Origin of the sequence: Paraburkholderia lebeckiae, assembly GCF_050436225.1 — a bacterium.
GTDB classification, from domain to species: domain Bacteria; phylum Pseudomonadota; class Gammaproteobacteria; order Burkholderiales; family Burkholderiaceae; genus Paraburkholderia; species Paraburkholderia tuberum.
In genome coordinates this window covers 2,829,163-2,846,806 of record NZ_JBNDLU010000002.1, presented here as the reverse complement: position 1 = coordinate 2,846,806, position 17,644 = coordinate 2,829,163, and the positions used below count along the sequence as shown (strand labels likewise).

Below are 17,644 nucleotides of genomic sequence, written 5' to 3'. Positions count from 1 at the left end.
CGCCGTCCTATTCGCCGCGATACGCCTGCTCGAGCGGGGCGATATCGAGCTTGACCATCTTCATCATCTGCGCCATCACACGGCTTGCCTTTGCGCGATCCGGGTCGCGCAGCATCTGCAGCAGCACGTTGGGCGCGATCTGCCACGACACGCCGAAGCGGTCCCGCAGCCAGCCGCAGGCCCACGGCTCGCCGCCGTCGAGCAGCTTCGACCAGTAGCGATCGATTTCCTCCTGCGAGTCGCAGTGCACGAACAGCGAGATGGCCGGCGTGAATTTATATTGCGGGCCACCGTTCAGCGCCATGAACTCCTGGCCTTCGATTTCGAAGGTGACGGCGACGACCTTGCCCGCTGGTCCTGGGCCTGCGTCCGTGGCGTGCAGCGTGGTAGCGATGCGCGACGCCGAAAACACCGACGTGTAGAACTCCGCGGCTTCTTCCGCGTTGCCGTCGAACCACAGGCACGGCGCGATTTTCTGCATGACGTTGCTCCTTCGGGACTGGTGTCGGTGGGCGTGGGCGTGCGATTGCCCGACGCCCATCGGCCGCTCACTTCTTCTCTTGGGACGAACACTCCATCGTGGCCATCGCCTGCTGGATTTCCTCGGCGCTCAGGTCGCGCTTGTGCGTCGCGAGCGACCAGCTGTGGCCGAACGGGTCCTTGACCTGGCCGTAGCGGTCGCCCCAGAACATATCGGTGACGGGCATCGTGACGGTCGCGCCCGCCTCGACCGCCTGTTTGAAACTCGCGTCGACGTCTGGTACGTAGTGGTGAATCGTGACCGGCGTGCCCTTCAGCGTGTTCGGGCCGAAGGTTTGGTGCTCGGGCCATTCGTCGGTCAGCATCAGCATGGAGTCCCCGATTTTCAGGGTCGCGTGCATCACCTTGCCGTCGGGGCCCGGCAGACGGATCTGTTCGACGGCGTTGAAAGCTTTCGTGTAGAACGCGATCGCTTCGGCGGCGTTCTTGCAGATCAGGTACGGCGTGAGCGAGTGCATCCCGTCCGGGATCGGTTTGGCTGCGGCGCTGGACATGATGGTGACTCCTTGAAGTAACGGTTCCTCAGGGGAAAGACCGGCTGCGTGAGCTGGATCTTCAACGTTACGACGAGTTGGTCACCGTCGGATCGACACTCCGAAAAAAATATTTTCAGGCGCGGGGGAGAGCGGCCCGGCATTTATCCCGCCGGATTGTCCTCGTCCGCCGGCGGCGCGGACGACGGCGCCGTGCTGCCCGCCGGCGCGCCGAGGATGCTGATCTGGAACATGGGCGTCGCGGCGAGCGACTGCAGCGTCGCGTCCTCGGGGATGCGCTCGTCGAGCGGCAGGATCACCGAGCCGCCGATGACCGCGCGCCGGCTGTTGTCGGCAGGGCGCAGGCCCCAGACGTCCTGATAGACGACTGGGACCGTGGCGCCGTCGCGCGTCGTGTTGCCGAGGTACAGCATCACGTGGCCGCCGATGTAGATCAGCGTGCGCAGCGGCACGCCATGCCGCGCCAGATAGTCGAGTCGTTCGGCGGGTGTCGACTCCGACAGATCGACCATGCGACCGGCGCTCATCTGCGTCGACGAATGGCGCGGCAGCCACACGCCGAACGCGGCGAAGATGCTTTGCAGTTCCGACGAACAGTCGTTGTAGAGCCCGCTGTTGCCCCAGCCGTACGGCCGGCCGATCAGCGCCTTCAACAGCATCGCGAGATGGCGCGGCGTCGCGGCGAGCGGCATCGGCGTGATCTGCGTGGCGTCGAGCGACGCGGAGCGGATCAGCGCGTGGCCGTCGACGTCGCGCGCGGGAACGAGGAGCTGGAGTGTGCCTGCATTGGTGCTGGTCGCGGCTGGCGATGCCGAGGCACCCGCCGCCAGCGGCAGCATCGTCCCGGCCGGGGCAGCGAAGCGGAACACGCCGTGGCTGTCGTTGACCGCCGCCGACGCGACGATCACCGTCCCTAGCGACTTCCCGGCCGCCGCGCGCCATTGATCGATGAAACCATCGTCGGCGAACGCGACGCCGTCGCTGCGCACCCAGCCCTGCACGTCAGGCGTCTGCACGTAATGCCACGCGCCGTCGACGCTGCTGCCGAGCACATAGAGCGGCGTGCCGGGTCGCACCGCCGAGATCTGCAGGTTGTCGAACGGGTAGCCCTCGCCGGCCAGGCGATGGTCGTAGAACGATGGATCGGTGGTAGGCAACTCGCGCACCATCAGGTTGCCGGTCGCGATCGCGCGCCGCTCGGGCTGATAGACCGGTGTTTGCGTGAACTGCGCGACGTTGATGTTGCGCGCGATCGCGTCGATCCACGCCTTGTTGTGCGGCCGGAAGTTTTCGCCGTAACCGATCACGCCGCCACGCTTGCCGGTGTTGTCGAACCTGTCGATGCGGCGCTGTTGCAGTGCGGCAATGTCCTCGCCCTGCTCGCGAAACACGCGTGTCGTCACCCACGCGGGATTCCACGGCGACGGCGCGTTCTCGCCCGTGCCGAAGTAGCGCGCGAACAGCGCGTCGAAATGTGCGCGCTGCTCGGCGGCGCTGAGAAACGGCCGATCGTAGTCGGGGCTGTTCGGATCGAGCCAGTGATCGACGTTCTGGTCGTAATGGGCGAGCGAAAACAGCGTGACGTTGTCGACGAACGCGTGCGTGCTGCGCGGCGGCGTTGGCGCGCTGCACGCGGCGAGCGTCGTGACGGCGACGCACAGCACGACGGCGCGGCAGGCACGGCGGGAGAGAACGGCGACGGGCATAAAGATTCGGCGTATGAGGTGCACGGCCACGATGATACGGTGTCGGCGATGCGCACGGCACATCGGATGTTTGGCGGCGGCGCGCGCGGCTTCGACTACACTCGCTTTATCCGTCCACCGCGCGTCGCCACGCGCGACAATCGCCAGGGAGTCCGCCATGCAAACCAGCGCACGCAATCAGTTCAGCGGCGAAGTCACCGGCGTCAAGCACGGTGCCGTCAACGACGAAGTCACGCTGCGCACGCCGGACGGTCTCGAGGTCGTCGCGATCATCACGCACGGCAGCGCGAAGTCGCTCGGACTGGCAACCGGCAAGCAGGCGTTTGCGCTCGTGAAGGCATCGTCGGTGATCGTAATGGTCGATGTCGCGAGGCAGCAGGTGTCGGCGCGCAACTGCATCGAAGGGACCGTCGCGGCGGTGACGAAGGGCGCCGTCAATTCGGAAGTGACGATCAGTGCCGGCAGTACGCAGATCGCGGCGATCATCACGAACGACAGTGTCGAGCGCCTCGGCCTCGCGAGCGGCAAGGCGGCGACGGCGGTTTTCAAGGCGTCGAGCGTGATTATTGGGGTCGATCAGTAAAAGGCCCGGGCCTCTGGGACGGGTACTCAACGAGTTCTCACTTATCGCGTAGGGCGCGAACGATGCATTGCGGCGTAATTGTCATCGTCATGCCGAGAATCCGTTTTGCTTCGGGGATGCCACCGGAAATATCGGCGTAGTCAACTACATCGATCACGGCCCAATTGCCGATGAAATCATTAATCGTAGCGTGTGGTGTTTGTGCCGCGCACACGCTTGCCGAGACGGTCAGCGTGAGAGCCATATTCGAAAAAAGCTAGTGGCCTGTCATTGTGCTGACTGCCGGAAGGGAGAAAACCAAGGAGGGAGAGTCGAGAACCGACGGGGACGGCGAGCGTAGACGCGCGGCGCGTGTCACAGCGTTCGACACCCGCGCGCGGGGTTTGCGCTTGCTTTACACTTCACCCCTTATCGCTTTCCTTCCCGCTCTGATCACGGAAGCCGTCATGTTCGAAGTTTCCTCTACCTCGCATCTGCCCAAAGCCGCGCAATATGAAGAACTGGTCGCGCAGGCGCGCGCGCTGCTGGCCGGCGAAACGGACTGGATCGCCAATGCCGCGAATTTCTCGTCGTTCGTCTTTCATTCGTTGAGCGATCTGAACTGGGCCGGCTTTTACTTTCACGATGGCCGCGAACTGGTGGTCGGCCCGTTCCAGGGCAAGCCCGCGTGCGTGCGCATTGCGCTCGGCAAGGGCGTCTGCGGTACGGCCGCGCAAACTCGTCAGACCCAGGTCGTGCGCGACGTGCACGAGTTTCCCGGCCATATCGCATGCGATTCGGCGTCGCAATCGGAGATCGTCGTGCCGCTCGTCGCGCCCGACGGCACGCTGATCGGCGTGTGGGATGTCGATAGCCCGGTCGTCGCGCGCTTCGACGAGGAGGACGCGAAGGGCATGGAAGCGTTGTGCGCGGTGTTCATCGAGGCAGCGCTGCCACGCGGCGTGTAGCGTCGCCGAATCGCGCCGAGCGCGGCGCGCAGCACTGAGGTGCAGACCGTGCATCTCAATCTTTGAGACGCTCTAGCGCATCACCGCGATGCGTCGCGTGTTTGGCGCTTTTCTCGCTTGCCACTTCGTCGTGCGGGTCCGCTTTCGATGCGGCGACGGCAACATCGTGGTCGTGCCGAACAGCCAGATCTGGAACAATCCGGTGATCAACTACAGCTGTGGCGGCACACAGCGCATCGAGGTCGAGGTGGAACTCGCGCAGCGCAAGGACGTGGATGCGGCGATCGGGCAACTGCAGAAACTCGTGGCCGACGAGCCGCGCGTGCTGAGCGGCTCGACGCTTGCACCGGTGGCGTCGGTTGCGGATTATCCGGCGGATGGCGGCGCGACGTCGAGGATCGCCGTGTGGGTCAGGTCGCCGGATGCGTCGTTGGCTGGCGGCGATTTGCATGAGAGGGCGCAGTCCGTGTTGGAACTGGCGGGGTGTGAGGTAGCGGCTTAGGGTTAGGGATTAGTAGGGGCATGACATACGGCCTCGACGCGATTGCCGGCCGGGTCGATCAGAAATGCCGCGTAGTAGTCGCGGTGATAGTGAGGTCGCAAGCCGGGCTGGCCGTCGGATTTGCCACCAGTCGCGAGTCCCGCTTTGAAGAATGCATCGACGTGCTCGCGGGACGGCGCTTTGAAGCACCAGTGACGTTTGTTTTCTCCTATTTCATCTGGATCGAGATACACGGCCAGATAGGTCGATGAGGTGTCGTCGGTCGTGCAACGCTCGCCGTAGCCTAACGCGGTGGGGCGGTCGAAGACTTTGCTCGCGCCGAGAGCCGTCATGACGGCGTCGTAGAAACGTCGTGCTGCCTCGATGTCGGGAACGCCGATCGACACGTGATCAAGAAGCTGCATTGGATGTCTCCCTGTTGAAGTTGCACTGAGTTTATACGCGCAACTCGCTCCAACAGGCATTTCCGCACTCAATCGCCACGGTCTTCTTCCATAAGCGGCGAGCCGCTCAGTTCAAGGGTGATCAATCAGATAGCGTTCGGCAGATCATCGATAACATACACAAGGATTGAGTGCAGAACCGACATGAGTGTTCATCAACTTGCACACGCGACTTTTTTGAATCTCGGGCGTGGGCACGCAGCGGGTGATGGCGTTGCAATCAATTGCACAGATAATCGTCGGTCCTCAAGCCGCGGCACCGATCACGCACGCGCATGATGACTTGTCGTGCTACCTGATGTGCTCGGTGATCGTGCGCTTGGCCGTCACTTCGAAGCCCGCCGCCTTGATCTTCGCGATCTTCGGCCGAATTCGGGCCATCAAGGGACACTCGTTTGACTTGTGGTGGCGACATTCGACCGGCCGTTGCACTGGCTTGACCGGACATTCAACCGATTGCTACGTCAGCTGTCGCACAACGTGCGAGGCGTGCGACCAGTTCAGCGAGCAAGCCAACGCCACAGCAACCAGGCGCCGAGTGCCCAGATAGCCGAAATTGTCGCGAGACCGACTATGCTTCTTGGCTTACCGGGTTGTCAGTTAGCCAGCCTTCGGCCTTTCCGCGATTGTCTTCGATGACAGCCTTCGGGATGAGACGCAAGCAAAGCCAGACTCCAAGCGGCACGACGACCAGATCTGTCAGATGTCGAGGACGGGTATGAAGTCGGGAATAAGGTCGACAGGGCTGATGTGCCACCGTTGCCAATGCGAGAAATTTCGCAAGCAACGGCGTGGCCGGATCGCGACTGGCGAACATAAGCGTGACTAAATCTCGCTTTAGCCGCATTGCCCAAGCCGTGAATGATTGCAGCAAGCAGTTGATCACTTCAGCAGTGCGTTGGGCTAGCCTTGTGTTCCAGTGCCCACGGTTGCCTGTTCCTCCAGCCACCCACGCCACGCTGCCATCAGGACCGCCAGGATGACGGGACCTACAAACAGTCCTACCAGGCCAAAGGCCGCAAGCCCGCCCAGCACACCGAACACGACCAGAAGAAACGGTATCCGGGTAGCGCTGCTGATCACGAGCGGACGAATCAGGTTGTCCACCCAGCTAACGACCAGTGCGCCCCAGAGTAAAAGACCGACCCCGGCTATCGTTTTTCCTGTGACGAGGAGCCATACACCGATCGATCCCCATACGAACGGCGTGCCAAAGGGTATCAACGCGATCAGCACCGTAAACGCAGCCAGCAACACCGGCGCGTGCATCCCGGCAACCCAGTAACCCAAGCCGGCAAGCGCGCCCTGCGCCAGTGCCGTCAGCACGAGCCCGTAGACGACCGCCTTGGTCGTTCCGCCGATAGAAGCGAGATAGGCGTCCAGGCGATCGCCCAGAAAACGCCGTAGTATGCGGCACACTTGATCCAACGCGCTTTCGCCGTCCCGGTACATAAAAAACAGCGTCAGCAAGGCAAAGCCCAATTTCGTCGCATTGCGACCCACGCCGCCGACTAACTGGCCGACCTCCCCGGTCCACTGCCGGCCCCACTCAGCGATTTGCGCGCGCAAAGCCATCGGATCGGCCGATACCTGATTCAGTAGATCCTGCAGCCACAGCCCGAGCCACGGGACGCGCGCAATCAATTCCGGCAGTTTGTGCGGCCCATTGGCGAGGTAGCTGGCGACGGTCTGGTAGGCCGCGGTCAGTTCGTCACGCAGCAGCACGATCAGCCAGATTGACGGCAGAATGAACGCCACCGAGAGAATGATCGTCATCAGCATCGCGCTGCCGGTGGCGTTCCCGCGCATAAGCGAGCGCAAGCGGCGATAAGCGGGCCAGGTCACGTAGGCAAAGATGGTGGCCCAGGCCACTGGCACCAGGAACAGGTGCAGCACTATGTAGCTCAGCACTACGAGCCCGCCAAGAAGAAATGCAAGGATGATGCGCTTGACCAGGGACATCTGATAGCTCTCGTCCATGAACGCGTTCCCTTTAGATACGCTGAGAATTTGCGGGCGCGCCGGTGCTTCCGCGCGCCGTGGCACGTGGAGCACCCTTGTCTAAACGTCGACGTCGCATGTTGGAATGCCGCGCGCAGCCCTGCTTTACTGACTACCCGCTGCTTTGCAGCACGGCAATACGCCTGTCGATCGGTGGGTGCGTGGAGAAGAGCCCGAGCCACCCCGGCTTGTCGGTAATGCCGGATGCCTTGAAGGATTGCGGAAGTTCGCCGGGTGCAAGTCCACCCAGGCGGGCCAGCGCATTGATCATCGGTCGCGGAGAAGCCAGCAGTTGCGCAGAGCCCGCATCAGCGCGGAACTCGCGCCGGCGCGAGAAGTACGCGACGATCACCGAAGCGAGAATGCCGAAAATAATCTCGCAAACAATAACGGTAATGTAGAACCCGGGACCGACACCGCGTTCGGTACGAAACAAGGTCTTGTCCACGAAGTACCCGACCACACGGGCCAAGAAAATCACGAAGGTATTCACCACGCCCTGAATGAGCGTCAAGGTGACCATGTCGCCGTTGCTCACGTGCGAAATCTCATGGGCAAGGACAGCCTCCACTTCCTCCGTGTTCATCGATTGCAGCAATCCGGTGGAGACGGCCACCAGGGCTGAATTCTTGAAAGCCCCTGTGGCGAACGCGTTCGGCGCGCCTTCAAAAATTGCCACTTCTGGCATACGAATGCGAGCACGCTGCGCGAGCTCCCGTACAGTGTCGATCAGCCATTGCTCAGTCGAATCGCGCGGCGAATCGATGACACGCGCCCCGGTTGCCCATTTCGCCATCGGTTTGGAGATAAGCAGCGAAATGATGGAACCGGCGAAGCCAATCACCAGCGAGAACACGAACAGCGCATTGAAGTCGAGCCCGCTCCCGGTCAGGAAGCGGCCGACGCCCAACACATTCATTACTAACGAAAGCACCAACACCACCGCGAGGTTGGTGGCGAGGAACAGCAAAATTCTTTTCATTCACAAGTCTCCTGTGGAAACTGGCTGAATGACTGCGGTGACATAGAACCCTCAACTCTCCTTTGACACCGGATAATCGAAAGGTTTATGTAATGTTGCTATTTCAGCACAAGACGTTTGCTATCTGTCTTCATAGGATTCGCGCGTACCTTGTTCATCGCCCGTAAACGGCATCAAAATCACGGGGACCCCGAGTCGCAATGCGCGCCTGCTGCCTGCGGATGATCGAACGCGCCGCGCGGGCCAGCGCGAGATCGAGTGCGCCGCGCCAGTCTCTTGCGATCGACGTCACGACGACAGGCGTCGCATCGGGCGTCTGCACCTGCACCTGGCAGCGTTTGTCGAGTCCGCCGCGCGGGCCGTTGATGTCCGACATGCTGACGGTCGCCTTCGAAATCAGCCAGTCCATGCGGCGAAACACGAACCGGATGCGTTGGCGCGCGAAGCTGCGCAGACGGACGGCTTCACGGTCGCGGGACTTGAACAGGACTTGCATGAGACACCTCCTTCGTGGGTACGGCTCAAGAGTACGGTGAGGAGGCGTCGAGGAAAAAGCAGAAATAACGGAAATGCAGCTTCGGAAAAACCGAACCTTCTTTTTCGTGATCGCGAACGCGGTCACGCATGCGCCGCACTCAGCACCTTTTGCGTCAAAGGATGATGCCGCCCGCGCCGCGACACGATTGCGTGTATTTCCTCCTTCACTTCCGGCGAGCGGCCGAGCCAGCGCAAGCCGCGATGCGTGGGATCGTTGCGCTCGGCGCCGAACGCCGCGAGCGGAAACACGCCCATGCCGCGCGACGCGAACAGCGCCATCAACGCGCTGTCCTCGAACTCGCCCGCGACGCGTGGCCGGATGCCTTCCGCTTCGAACCAGCGGTCGAGGCGCGAACGCAGCGACGAGTGCCCCGTCGGCAGCAACACCGGCAGCGACGCGAGGCATTGCGGAAAATGATCGACATGCGTTTTTCGCACCGCGGCGGCCGGCCCGTACCAGTCGATCGGCGAAGCGATCAGGCGCTCGCTGGATAGACGCAGATTCGAGTTGTGCGGCGCGGGCTGGCTGGACAGCACGAGATCCAGATGGTGATGCGCCAGTTCCGCCAGCAGGTCTTCCGCTTCGCCTTCGTGGCAGAGCAGCCGTAGCGAAGGCGTGCCCAGCACGTCCGCAAGAATGGCGTGGACGGCCAGCTTCGAAATGCCATCCGTCAAGCCGACCGCGAAGCGCGCGACGGTCCCGCTGGCCGCTTCGCGCACTTCGTCGTGCAACGCGCGCCCGATCTGGAAGATTTCCTCCGCTCGCGCATACGCCGCCTGTCCCGCTTCCGTCATCGCGACGCCGCGTCCGGCGGGCTTCAGCAGTTGATGTCCGAGCGATTTTTCCAGTTCGCGCACCTGCGCGCTGATGGTTTGCACCGCCATGTCGAGCCGTTCGGCGGCGCGCGCAAACCCGCCTTCCTTCACGACGACCCAGAAATAGTGCAAGTGCCGGTAGTTGAGCATGTGTGGCCTCACCTCGAAAAAACCGAACCAACTGTCAGCTTATCACTGGTTTTTTCGAATACGGCGCCAGGCGATCATGCTTTCCACAGGCTGTGACCCAGTAGTCAGCCGTTTTCTTCTCAACCGGAGAACGACGCTCGCAAATGGAATCCTTACTGACCCTGGCCGCCGATCCCGCTGCATGGGCTGCACTCGTGACGCTCGTCGTGATGGAGATCGTGCTTGGCATCGACAACCTGATCTTCATTTCGATTCTGAGCAACAAGCTCCCCGAAGCGCAACGCGCGCGCACGCAGCGTATCGGCATCATGCTGGCGCTGCTGATGCGGCTCGGCCTGCTGGGCACCGTCGCGTGGATCGCGCGTCTCACCGAGCCTGTGTTTTCCGTGTTCGATCACGCGTTTTCGTGGCGCGACCTGATCCTGCTCGCGGGCGGTCTGTTCCTTGTGTGGAAGGCCACGCGTGAAATGCACCATCACGTGAGCCGTGACGCCGAGGCGCACACGAATCCTGCGATGGGCGTCGGCGGCCTGACGGTGACGGCTGCCATCGGCCAGATCCTGCTGCTCGACCTCGTGTTTTCCGTCGACAGCATCATCACCGCGGTCGGCATGACGGATCACCTGCCCATCATGTTCATTGCAGTGATCGCTGCTGTCACGGCGATGTTGTTCGCGGCTCGCCCGCTGTCGAAGTTCATCGAGCGCAATCCGACCATCGTCACGCTTGCGCTGAGCTTCCTGCTGGTGATCGCGATGACGCTGATTGCCGAAGGTTTTGGTTCGCACGTGCCGAAGGGCTACATCTACACGGCCATGGCGTTCGCAGGCTTCGTCGAAGGCATGAACATGATGGCGCGGCGCAGAAAGGACAAGCGCGAGCACAAGGCGGCAGTTTTGGAAGCGGAGCGTGAAGCCGGCTCCGAAGCAAGGTCTGAAAAGACGCAGACCAGCGGTTCGGCTTTCTCGAACTGAACGAAGCGGACTGACAGAAGTATCGGGGCGGTTGAACGCCGCCCCGACCGGCAGCACAAAGGTTGAACGTTACGAAAGGAGCAACGCAATGAAGTGCCCCGTTTGCAAGACCCCCGATCTGCTGATGACCGAGCGTCAGAACATCGAGATCGACTATTGCCCGACATGCCGTGGCGTATGGCTCGATCGCGGCGAGCTGGACAAGCTGCTGACCCAGATGCAGGACACGCCCGAACCGGACAACAGAAGCAATCAGGTCGAGCGCGACGCGCGCTACGGCGACCGCGACGGCCACCATGACCAGCAGGGGGGACGGCGCAACGATTCTTACCACGGCGATCAGCGCAAGCACTACGATCCGCGCCGCAAGAAGAAGTCACTGTTCGATATGTTCGACTTTGACTGACCTGCATGCATCCTGCGCTCGAACTGTTTTGGCGGGCATTCCACAACCGGTGTGAAGTCGGTGCGTGCTTGGGCCTCGTACCACGGCCATACGACAGTAGCGGGAGCCGCACAGATCAGGGCATCAGCAAGCAGGGCAATCGACGGGTGCGTGCCCTGCTCATCGAGATGGCCTGGTCCTGGCTGCGGTACCAGCCCGACAGTGTCCTGACACGGTGGTTCTTCCAGCGAACGCAGGGCGTCCCACTGAATCGCCGCGCCCGACGTATCGCCATCGTCGCGGTGGCGCGGCGTCTCGCAATTGCGTTGTGGCGCTATCTGAAGGACGGGGTGATAGCCGAGGGGGCGCAACTGAAGTCAGTGATCCGCAAAGGCGTTCCGACTACATCACCATGGAAAGCGCGGGACACGATGTATGGGCGGTTTGAAGTGAACATGCGCGTGGGGTGCCCGGTTACTCACGTAACCGATTCTTGAGATGGGGCGTGCTCCCGAAAAGAAATTCCGGCGCAACGCGCAACAGATGAGGCTGGCTAGCCGCCAGCGGATAGAAGGTGGTGACTGCGACACGAAGTTGCTTGCAGGAGCTGTTCCCGCTTCAACATGAGGGAACCGCCCGTGTCACCGGGCGCGTCTAGGAGCCTGAATAAAGAGCGACTCTGACAACGTAACGAAGCATTGCAAGATGCAGGGTATCAATCGCGAGAGGCGTACCCTTCGCATCGGAAACGGCCATAGCCTTCATCTGCCCGGCCGTTTGATCAGGCGAGCCGTCGGCCGCAAACTTTGGATAGATCGCGTATGGACGTCGACTCGATATAAAACGCATGCGTGCTTCTCGCGGACATTCGCAATCTGTTCATCGCTCTAATGGAATAGCGATAGTAGCTATTGTCATCATCGAATTGAACACGCGTGCGTTCGCATCGAGACCTTCGAGGTGATCGCCGCGTTCCTGCTACGTAAGGGGCCGCAACCGTGCTCAAACCAGGGTGTTGCCGGCATCGCGAGGTCATCCTACACAGAAACGGCCCCGCCTAAACGTTGAACAGTTCGCTACGCGCCGCGTCCATGATCATCGCGACAGCCGGGTGGCTGATGTGGCGCTCGATAGAGATTGCAAAAAATTCCTCGACGATCGAATTGATCTGCCCGACTATCGTCAGGTTGTGCTCTGTCTGCAACTGGCTTTCGAGCACGGTTGGCGCGAACAGCAGGCCGCGGCCTTCGCGGCCGAATGCCATGGTCATCGCTCCGTCGTCGAACTCGCCGACGATGCGCGGCGAAATGGCGTGCGAGGCGAGCCAGTGATCCAGCTTGCGCCGCACGGCGGATTCCGTGCCGGGCAGTAGCACCGGCAGCTTGTCGAGCGACATCGGGAAGCGTTTTTTGCTGCTTTGAATCAGCGCCTGGGTTCCGAAGCAGCTTAGCGTCGAACGTCCGAGGCGGTGATTGAACGCCTTGATGTTGACGTCGACGGGAATGGGGGCGTCCGCGATGATCAGATCGAGGCGGTGCACGGCCAGTTGCGCGAGCAGCGCGTGCAGTTTGCCTTCGTGACAGATCATGCGCAGCGACGCCGACGCGCTCAGCGCGGGTTCCAGCAGCCGGTACGCAATCGCCTTGGGGACCGAATCCGCGATCCCGACGCGAAACCGCGTTTGCGCACCGGATTCGCTTTCGCGCCGCACAGCGCTTTCGAGTTCCGAACCTAACGAAAATATCTCGTCGGCGTAGTCGAGCGCGAGGCGCCCCGCATCGGTCAGTTCGAGCGTGCGGCCGGTTTTCCTGAACAGCTTCTTATCCAGCGCCTCTTCGAGAAGCTTGATCTGGCCACTGAGCGTTTGCGGCGTGATGTGCAACTGTTCGCCCGCGCGCACGATGCCGCCCGCGCGAGCCGCGACCCAAAAGTAATAGAGATGCTTGAAATTCACGTACCCTCCGTCGATTACGGAAAGATACGATTTTCTCGAGGTATCGACAATAAAAATACGAATTTTATGTCGGTATGGGTTCAGTTAGATTTGAAACCTCGCCCCGAGGTGTCGGCGGCGTTTCATGACAGCTGACAGAGGTGACATATGGCATCGGTTGCAGAATTGCTGCGTGCGAAAGCTTCCCGGACAGTGTGGTCGATCGAGGCATCCGCTTCGGTTTGCAACGCGATATCGATCATGGCTCACAGGGAGGTTGGAGCGCTCATCGCCGTGCACGACGGGCGCATAGCCGGCATCGTGACGGAGCGGGATTACGCCCGGAAGATCGTTCTAATGGAACGCTCGTCAACGAATACGCCTGTGCGCGACATCATGTCGACGGCGGTGCGTTATGTCAGCCCGAAGCAGACGACGGACGAGTGCATGGCGATCATGACAGAACATCGGATTCGCCATCTGCCTGTGATCAGCGCAGGGCAGGTGACAGGAATGGTGTCGATCGGCGATCTGATCAAGAACCTGATTTCCGAGCAGGAACACACCATCCGGCAACTGGTGCACTACATCCACGGCAACGGTTTTCACGCCGCTTTTGATGGATCGAAGGCACAACCGGCGGCGAGCTTGCGTAGCTAAAAATATTACTGTTCGCAATGTATTTGCGCGCGCAAATGGAGCGCGTTGCGGGCAGTTTCCCGACTCATCGAAAGAGGTTTTTATGTACACGCAAATCATCAACAAATTACGAGGTGCTGCCGGTGCAGTCACGCGCGGGACGGCCGCGCTCGGTCTGGCGGGACTGCTGGCGCTGGGCGCCGTGGCGTCGAACGACGCCGAGGCGAAGCGCGTAGGCGGGAGTCAAAGCATCGGGCGGCAGTCGCAGACGGCGTCGCCGTCTGGACAAGCGCAGCGAAGCCAACAGGCACAGCCGGCACAACAGGCCGCGCAGGCGCCTGCTGCGCCAGCGGGTAACCGCTGGATGGGCCCGCTGGCTGGTCTCGCTGCGGGCCTTGGGATTGCAGCATTGCTGTCGTCGTTTGGCCTGGGCGAAGAACTGGCGCAGATGCTGTCGAATGCGTTGCTGATCGGGGCGGTGATTTTCGCCGGCGTGATGCTATTCCGCTTTATCGCCAACCGGCGTCGTCCGGATCTTGCCTATGGACACGGTCCCGTGAACCGCCAGCAAACGAACGGCTCACGGTTTCTGAATCAGATCCCGCAAGCGCGGCCTGAAGCGAACTTGCGGGGCTGGCCGAACGCGGCGATGGGTTCGACGGGAGCAGCGGACACGGAGAGGACAACGGGACTACCACTCGAGCAAGATCAGGCGGCGTTTCTTGTATCGGCAAAGACCTTGTTCATGCGCCTTCAAGGCGCATGGGACCGGAACGAGCAGGGTGACCTGTTCGAATTGACGACGCCGGAGATGTTCGCGCAAATCAAGCGGGATCTCGAAGCTCGGGGTCGCCAGGTGAGTCATACGGAAGTCACGCAACTTGACGCGGAACTGCTTGGCACAGAACGCAATGCGGATGAAACGCTGGTTAGCGTTCGCTTTTACGGTCAAATGCGGGAAGACGATGCGCCGACTGCCCAGCCGTTCCAGGAAGTCTGGAACATGGTCAGCGACGCACGTGGCAACCAGGCGTGGCGACTGGCCGGCATTCAGCAAATTGACGGATGAGAGCGTAGTTGAAACCGGCAGCGGCCTGCTGCCGGTTACTCGTGAGGGCGGGCGCGCGCCGCGGAACTCCCTGAGACCAACCTTTCGCCAACGACCGCGCGTGAGAAAGTCGAGCGCCACTTGCGGAGTGGCAAACGCTGGGCGCATCAGGCGATAGTCGGCCAATAGTTGCCGTTCGCGCAACACACAAAGCCGTCATTGCGATGGCCGGTTCACTCGGCGGATTCAACCGGTCGATGCAACAGATTGATGAGATCGCTCAGCCGGTGTATCGAAGTTTAGAGTTTTCCTCGCACGTTCGTTGAGTCGCCTTGCGACGGCATTGAGTTCTGCCTGCGAATACACTGAGAGATCGATTCCTTTAGGGAGATACTGTCTCAGGAGTCCATTGGTATTTTCGTTCGACCCGCGTTGCCGCGGATTGTGCGGATCGCAGAAGCCACTGATGCTGCGAGCGGGTGCGGCGTGTCGGAGTGGGTGCCCATGGCGCCCAAAACCGGCGCAAGCCTATCCTGCCATACCTCAATTTTCATGTTGTTTTCTGCGCCATGTGTGACCTCCGTGCATAGGATGTACAAGCCATGTGCAACAGAAATTCGCTTCAATGTAGTCGCAGTGTGTCGTGCGTTCAATGCAGTGATGCAGCGAAGTAAGTTGCGTGTGCATGGCCGGTTGATCTCCGAGTGCATCAGACGTGGCGACACCCGACACATCACTGGGTATAGAGCAGATTCCACTGATGTTGGAGGCGCCGTTGCGCGGTCGTGAATGCCTGTGCAAGTCGAATGGCCGTGAATGGAAGCACCGTAGCGATGGCGACGCAGGGTAGGTGAGTATCGCGTTTGCTGGCTAGCAACATCGAACGTGTTCCGGTTCTCCCTCAAGGTGAATCGACGAGCACATGCTGACCAGTTCTGTTGACGCTCGTGTGCGTGAGCAGTGAGCGTGTGAAAGTCCATGTGCATTGAAGGGAACTGGTATCAACACCAAAAAATATTTCCTGTTCCGCCAAATTCCTCTGTATTCCGATCTATTCCATCCGCGCCGACAACTGCACGCAACTGGTGTTGACGGCACGTGAACACCTGCGCAAGATGCAATGAAGGTCGTGTGTCGGAGCGAGTCATGCCGGCCATCAGAAGTTTCACGCGAGGGCAGTGGGAGGCGCTTCATTCGCGCATGACGGACCATCAACGAAAGTCACATCACAAATTGGACCGCTGACCCGTCTGCCCCGACAGGCAGCGGAGGAACGTGGCCGGTGATGCCACGTTTCATCCAGCTGCATTGATAACGTCCAAACATCAATGTTTCGAAAAAATGCACTTATCGCGTAACTCCATTTGCGTGAGTATCTGTACTCAAGATTTCAGCAAGATTGGAACGAAAGTAAAACGCATCGGAGACAAGGCTATGTACAACGCAAGGCGCACCTGGAGCGGCTAACGATCGCCCCTTGGGCCGGGCGGTCTCGAGCCCCAGCCGGTTCGAGCACCGGACAATTCAACACACATCAGCAACGCATTCCGAACGCCATCGGCGTCACGGCCGCTTGTCACGCCTGGCGCTTTCGTCAAACGACCAATCCGAACACCCGTTTCTTTCTATATCGCTATGCCCTTCAGGAGACAACTTCATGCAAATCACCGGTATGTTGCACGGCGCGCGCCTGCTGCAATTCGTCGGATTTCCGGCCAGCGAAATCCTCGGCCCGGGCGCCAGCGAAGAGGAAGTCAAGGCGCTGATCGACCGTCATCGCCAGATCTTCATCAAGCCCGTCTTCAAGGGCGGAGTCGGCAAGAAAGGCAAGGCGGGTTTGCTTGGCCGCGCGACCGACCTGAAGACCGCGCTCGCGGAAAAGGAGCGGCTCTACTTCGCCGGGCATACCGTCGGCCACATCAAGGCGAAGGCGAATGGCGTCACCTTCGAAGCCGGTGTGCCGGCCACGCACGAAGTCTACTTCTCGATCACGGATTCCACCCGCTTTCGCGCACCGACCATGACGCTCTCCCACATGGGCGGCATGGACATCGAGGAAGTCGACCCGAAACAGGTGGCGATGGTGCCGTTCGATGCGCTGACCGGGCTGAAGGCGTTCGTCGTAGCGAATGCACTGAGCGAGATCGGCGCGCCGAAGGAGATCATCTCGCCGCTCGTGCAGCAGTTGCCGAAACTCTGGGAACTCTTTCACGACTTCGGCATGACGACGCTCGAGTTGAACCCGATCCGCATGCGCGAGGACAGGCACGGTCGCCTCACGCCGGTTGCGTGCGACTTCAAGTGCGGCTTCGATCGCGACGATCCGCGCTGGGCGCGGCTTGGCCTGCCGCCTCATCTGTTCGCCGCCGATTACTCGGATTTTGAGCAGGAGATCAACCAGCTTCGCACCCATCAGGGCCAGAGCGATGTGTATGTGATCAACGAGAAGGGGACGATCCTCGCCCCGACCTTCGGCGGCGGCGCCAACTCGCTCGTCACCGAAATGCTGGGCGACGCCGCGATCATCTCGTCGGATTTCGGCGGCAATCCGCCTTACGCGAAGATGAAGGAAGTGGCGCGCATCTGTTTCAGGCACTGGCTCGAACAGGCGAACGTGCTCTTCATCATTGGCGGCAAGTCCAATAACACGGACATCTACGAGACGCTGCGCGCCATGGCCGACGCCCTGCGCGAGCACTTCAGCGAGTATGGGCCGACACCGCTTTATGTCGTGCTGGGCCGGGGAGGCCCGAACCTCGTGCGCGGCATGTCGGCGCTGAGGGACACATGCGACTCGCTGGGCCTGCCCTACCGGCTGTTCGGCTTCGACTCTGACATCAGCGAAGTGATCCAGTACGCACGCCAGGCGGACGCCTGGATGCGCGCCGGCGGCCGCACCGAGATCGCAGCAAGGATTGGCGCGTCACCGAGGCAAACCGGAACGGCTCATGCCTGAGGAGATCG

Annotated in this window: 19 protein-coding genes and 2 pseudogenes; 9 read left to right on the top strand and 12 right to left on the bottom strand. The window is 61.1% G+C overall.

Going from position 1 to position 17,644, the window contains the following annotated elements:
- Positions 1 to 7: 7 nt before the first annotated feature.
- The 3 genes from OKW45_RS27770 to OKW45_RS27760 form a co-directional block, all read right to left on the bottom strand.
- The gene (locus tag OKW45_RS27770; protein ID WP_429472299.1) at positions 8 to 481 is read right to left on the bottom strand and encodes a VOC family protein; all 474 of its coding nucleotides are present in this window, start codon (positions 479 to 481) and stop codon (positions 8 to 10) included.
- 67 nt (positions 482 to 548) lie between these two features.
- Entirely contained in the window at positions 549 to 1,034 is a 486-nt protein-coding gene (locus OKW45_RS27765) for a VOC family protein (RefSeq protein ID WP_429472297.1), read from the bottom strand.
- A gap of 143 nt (positions 1,035 to 1,177) precedes the next feature.
- Complete coding sequence (locus OKW45_RS27760; protein WP_429472295.1) at positions 1,178 to 2,740, bottom strand: SH3 domain-containing protein; 1,563 nt, start codon at positions 2,738 to 2,740, stop codon at positions 1,178 to 1,180.
- A 157-nt stretch (positions 2,741 to 2,897) separates the two neighbouring features.
- Here OKW45_RS27760 and OKW45_RS27755 point away from each other — a divergent pair, with 157 nt between their 5' ends.
- Positions 2,898 to 3,323: a TOBE domain-containing protein gene (locus OKW45_RS27755; protein ID WP_429472293.1), complete on the top strand. Its 426-nt coding sequence runs from the start codon at positions 2,898 to 2,900 to the stop codon at positions 3,321 to 3,323.
- A gap of 37 nt (positions 3,324 to 3,360) precedes the next feature.
- Here the strand turns inward: OKW45_RS27755 and OKW45_RS27750 are convergent, their stop codons facing one another.
- Positions 3,361 to 3,567, bottom strand: a complete 207-nt coding sequence (locus tag OKW45_RS27750; protein ID WP_429472291.1) for a hypothetical protein — start codon at positions 3,565 to 3,567, stop codon at positions 3,361 to 3,363.
- Positions 3,568 to 3,769: 202 nt separating this feature from the next.
- Between OKW45_RS27750 and msrC the strand changes: the two genes are divergently transcribed.
- Together msrC and OKW45_RS27740 are read left to right on the top strand one after the other, a co-directional pair.
- On the top strand, positions 3,770 to 4,270 hold the full coding sequence (msrC, locus tag OKW45_RS27745) for a free L-methionine (R)-S-oxide reductase MsrC (protein WP_018419924.1): 501 nt from the start codon (positions 3,770 to 3,772) through the stop codon (positions 4,268 to 4,270).
- 88 nt (positions 4,271 to 4,358) lie between these two features.
- Positions 4,359 to 4,772 carry a mechanosensitive ion channel domain-containing protein gene (locus OKW45_RS27740; protein ID WP_429472289.1) on the top strand — a complete coding sequence of 138 codons (414 nt, stop codon included), beginning with the start codon at positions 4,359 to 4,361 and terminating at the stop codon, positions 4,770 to 4,772.
- Between the two features lie 2 nt (positions 4,773 to 4,774).
- Here the strand turns inward: OKW45_RS27740 and OKW45_RS27735 are convergent, their stop codons facing one another.
- The 6 genes from OKW45_RS27735 to OKW45_RS27710 all read right to left on the bottom strand — a co-directional run bounded on the left by OKW45_RS27735 (position 4,775) and on the right by OKW45_RS27710 (position 9,701).
- Complete coding sequence (locus OKW45_RS27735; RefSeq protein ID WP_429472287.1) at positions 4,775 to 5,176, bottom strand: VOC family protein; 402 nt, start codon at positions 5,174 to 5,176, stop codon at positions 4,775 to 4,777.
- Positions 5,177 to 5,914: 738 nt separating this feature from the next.
- Complete coding sequence (locus OKW45_RS27730; RefSeq protein ID WP_429473375.1) at positions 5,915 to 5,998, bottom strand: DUF1232 domain-containing protein; 84 nt, start codon at positions 5,996 to 5,998, stop codon at positions 5,915 to 5,917.
- 120 nt (positions 5,999 to 6,118) lie between these two features.
- Positions 6,119 to 7,195, bottom strand: coding sequence for an AI-2E family transporter (locus tag OKW45_RS27725; protein ID WP_429472285.1), 1,077 nt, complete (start codon positions 7,193 to 7,195; stop codon positions 6,119 to 6,121).
- Between the two features lie 133 nt (positions 7,196 to 7,328).
- Positions 7,329 to 8,198, bottom strand: coding sequence for a protease HtpX (gene htpX / locus OKW45_RS27720; RefSeq protein WP_018419929.1), 870 nt, complete (start codon positions 8,196 to 8,198; stop codon positions 7,329 to 7,331).
- Between the two features lie 154 nt (positions 8,199 to 8,352).
- Entirely contained in the window at positions 8,353 to 8,694 is a 342-nt protein-coding gene (locus OKW45_RS27715; RefSeq protein ID WP_018419930.1) for a hypothetical protein, read from the bottom strand.
- Positions 8,695 to 8,816: 122 nt separating this feature from the next.
- Positions 8,817 to 9,701 (bottom strand): LysR family transcriptional regulator, encoded by an 885-nt coding sequence (locus OKW45_RS27710; protein WP_429472283.1) that lies wholly within the window; start codon positions 9,699 to 9,701, stop codon positions 8,817 to 8,819.
- A gap of 143 nt (positions 9,702 to 9,844) precedes the next feature.
- Between OKW45_RS27710 and OKW45_RS27705 the strand changes: the two genes are divergently transcribed.
- The 3 genes and pseudogenes from OKW45_RS27705 to OKW45_RS27695 form a co-directional block, all read left to right on the top strand.
- Positions 9,845 to 10,675: a TerC family protein gene (locus tag OKW45_RS27705; RefSeq protein WP_429472281.1), complete on the top strand. Its 831-nt coding sequence runs from the start codon at positions 9,845 to 9,847 to the stop codon at positions 10,673 to 10,675.
- Between the two features lie 88 nt (positions 10,676 to 10,763).
- On the top strand, positions 10,764 to 11,081 hold the full coding sequence (locus OKW45_RS27700) for a TFIIB-type zinc ribbon-containing protein (protein ID WP_018419933.1): 318 nt from the start codon (positions 10,764 to 10,766) through the stop codon (positions 11,079 to 11,081).
- Between the two features lie 17 nt (positions 11,082 to 11,098).
- A pseudogene (locus OKW45_RS27695) lies at positions 11,099 to 11,437 on the top strand (transposase); the annotation flags it as partial.
- Positions 11,438 to 12,117: 680 nt separating this feature from the next.
- Here the strand turns inward: OKW45_RS27695 and nhaR are convergent.
- A complete protein-coding gene (gene nhaR, locus OKW45_RS27690) occupies positions 12,118 to 13,014 on the bottom strand; it encodes a transcriptional activator NhaR (RefSeq protein WP_429293062.1) in 897 nt (298 codons plus the stop codon).
- 147 nt (positions 13,015 to 13,161) lie between these two features.
- Here nhaR and OKW45_RS27685 point away from each other — a divergent pair, with 147 nt between their 5' ends.
- Both OKW45_RS27685 and OKW45_RS27680 read left to right on the top strand, forming a co-directional pair.
- Positions 13,162 to 13,653 (top strand): CBS domain-containing protein, encoded by a 492-nt coding sequence (locus OKW45_RS27685; RefSeq protein WP_429346513.1) that lies wholly within the window; start codon positions 13,162 to 13,164, stop codon positions 13,651 to 13,653.
- A gap of 82 nt (positions 13,654 to 13,735) precedes the next feature.
- Positions 13,736 to 14,701, top strand: coding sequence for a Tim44 domain-containing protein (locus tag OKW45_RS27680; protein ID WP_018419938.1), 966 nt, complete (start codon positions 13,736 to 13,738; stop codon positions 14,699 to 14,701).
- Positions 14,702 to 14,926: 225 nt separating this feature from the next.
- Here OKW45_RS27680 and OKW45_RS27675 read toward each other — a convergent pair.
- Positions 14,927 to 15,139 (bottom strand): annotated as a pseudogene (locus OKW45_RS27675) (transposase); the annotation flags it as partial.
- A 1,198-nt stretch (positions 15,140 to 16,337) separates the two neighbouring features.
- Between OKW45_RS27675 and OKW45_RS27670 the strand changes: the two are divergent.
- Complete coding sequence (locus tag OKW45_RS27670) at positions 16,338 to 17,636, top strand: ATP citrate lyase citrate-binding domain-containing protein (protein WP_429472278.1); 1,299 nt, start codon at positions 16,338 to 16,340, stop codon at positions 17,634 to 17,636.
- The last annotated feature ends 8 nt before the right edge of the window (positions 17,637 to 17,644 follow it).

What these genes read in the sequence shown, in the direction of transcription:
- OKW45_RS27770 (WP_429472299.1), bottom strand. Translation starts at nt 481, where the DNA reads ATGCAGAAAATCGCGCCGTGCCTGTGGTTCGACGGCAACGCGGAAGAA.
- OKW45_RS27765 (WP_429472297.1), bottom strand. Translation starts at nt 1,034, where the DNA reads ATGTCCAGCGCCGCAGCCAAACCGATCCCGGACGGGATGCACTCGCTC.
- OKW45_RS27760 (WP_429472295.1), bottom strand. Translation starts at nt 2,740, where the DNA reads ATGCCCGTCGCCGTTCTCTCCCGCCGTGCCTGCCGCGCCGTCGTGCTG.
- OKW45_RS27755 (WP_429472293.1), top strand. Translation starts at nt 2,898, where the DNA reads ATGCAAACCAGCGCACGCAATCAGTTCAGCGGCGAAGTCACCGGCGTC.
- OKW45_RS27750 (WP_429472291.1), bottom strand. Translation starts at nt 3,567, where the DNA reads ATGGCTCTCACGCTGACCGTCTCGGCAAGCGTGTGCGCGGCACAAACA.
- msrC (WP_018419924.1), top strand. Translation starts at nt 3,770, where the DNA reads ATGTTCGAAGTTTCCTCTACCTCGCATCTGCCCAAAGCCGCGCAATAT.
- OKW45_RS27740 (WP_429472289.1), top strand. Translation starts at nt 4,359, where the DNA reads ATGCGTCGCGTGTTTGGCGCTTTTCTCGCTTGCCACTTCGTCGTGCGG.
- OKW45_RS27735 (WP_429472287.1), bottom strand. Translation starts at nt 5,176, where the DNA reads ATGCAGCTTCTTGATCACGTGTCGATCGGCGTTCCCGACATCGAGGCA.
- OKW45_RS27725 (WP_429472285.1), bottom strand. Translation starts at nt 7,195, where the DNA reads ATGGACGAGAGCTATCAGATGTCCCTGGTCAAGCGCATCATCCTTGCA.
- htpX (WP_018419929.1), bottom strand. Translation starts at nt 8,198, where the DNA reads ATGAAAAGAATTTTGCTGTTCCTCGCCACCAACCTCGCGGTGGTGTTG.
- OKW45_RS27715 (WP_018419930.1), bottom strand. Translation starts at nt 8,694, where the DNA reads ATGCAAGTCCTGTTCAAGTCCCGCGACCGTGAAGCCGTCCGTCTGCGC.
- OKW45_RS27710 (WP_429472283.1), bottom strand. Translation starts at nt 9,701, where the DNA reads ATGCTCAACTACCGGCACTTGCACTATTTCTGGGTCGTCGTGAAGGAA.
- OKW45_RS27705 (WP_429472281.1), top strand. Translation starts at nt 9,845, where the DNA reads ATGGAATCCTTACTGACCCTGGCCGCCGATCCCGCTGCATGGGCTGCA.
- OKW45_RS27700 (WP_018419933.1), top strand. Translation starts at nt 10,764, where the DNA reads ATGAAGTGCCCCGTTTGCAAGACCCCCGATCTGCTGATGACCGAGCGT.
- OKW45_RS27685 (WP_429346513.1), top strand. Translation starts at nt 13,162, where the DNA reads ATGGCATCGGTTGCAGAATTGCTGCGTGCGAAAGCTTCCCGGACAGTG.
- OKW45_RS27680 (WP_018419938.1), top strand. Translation starts at nt 13,736, where the DNA reads ATGTACACGCAAATCATCAACAAATTACGAGGTGCTGCCGGTGCAGTC.
- OKW45_RS27670 (WP_429472278.1), top strand. Translation starts at nt 16,338, where the DNA reads ATGCAAATCACCGGTATGTTGCACGGCGCGCGCCTGCTGCAATTCGTC.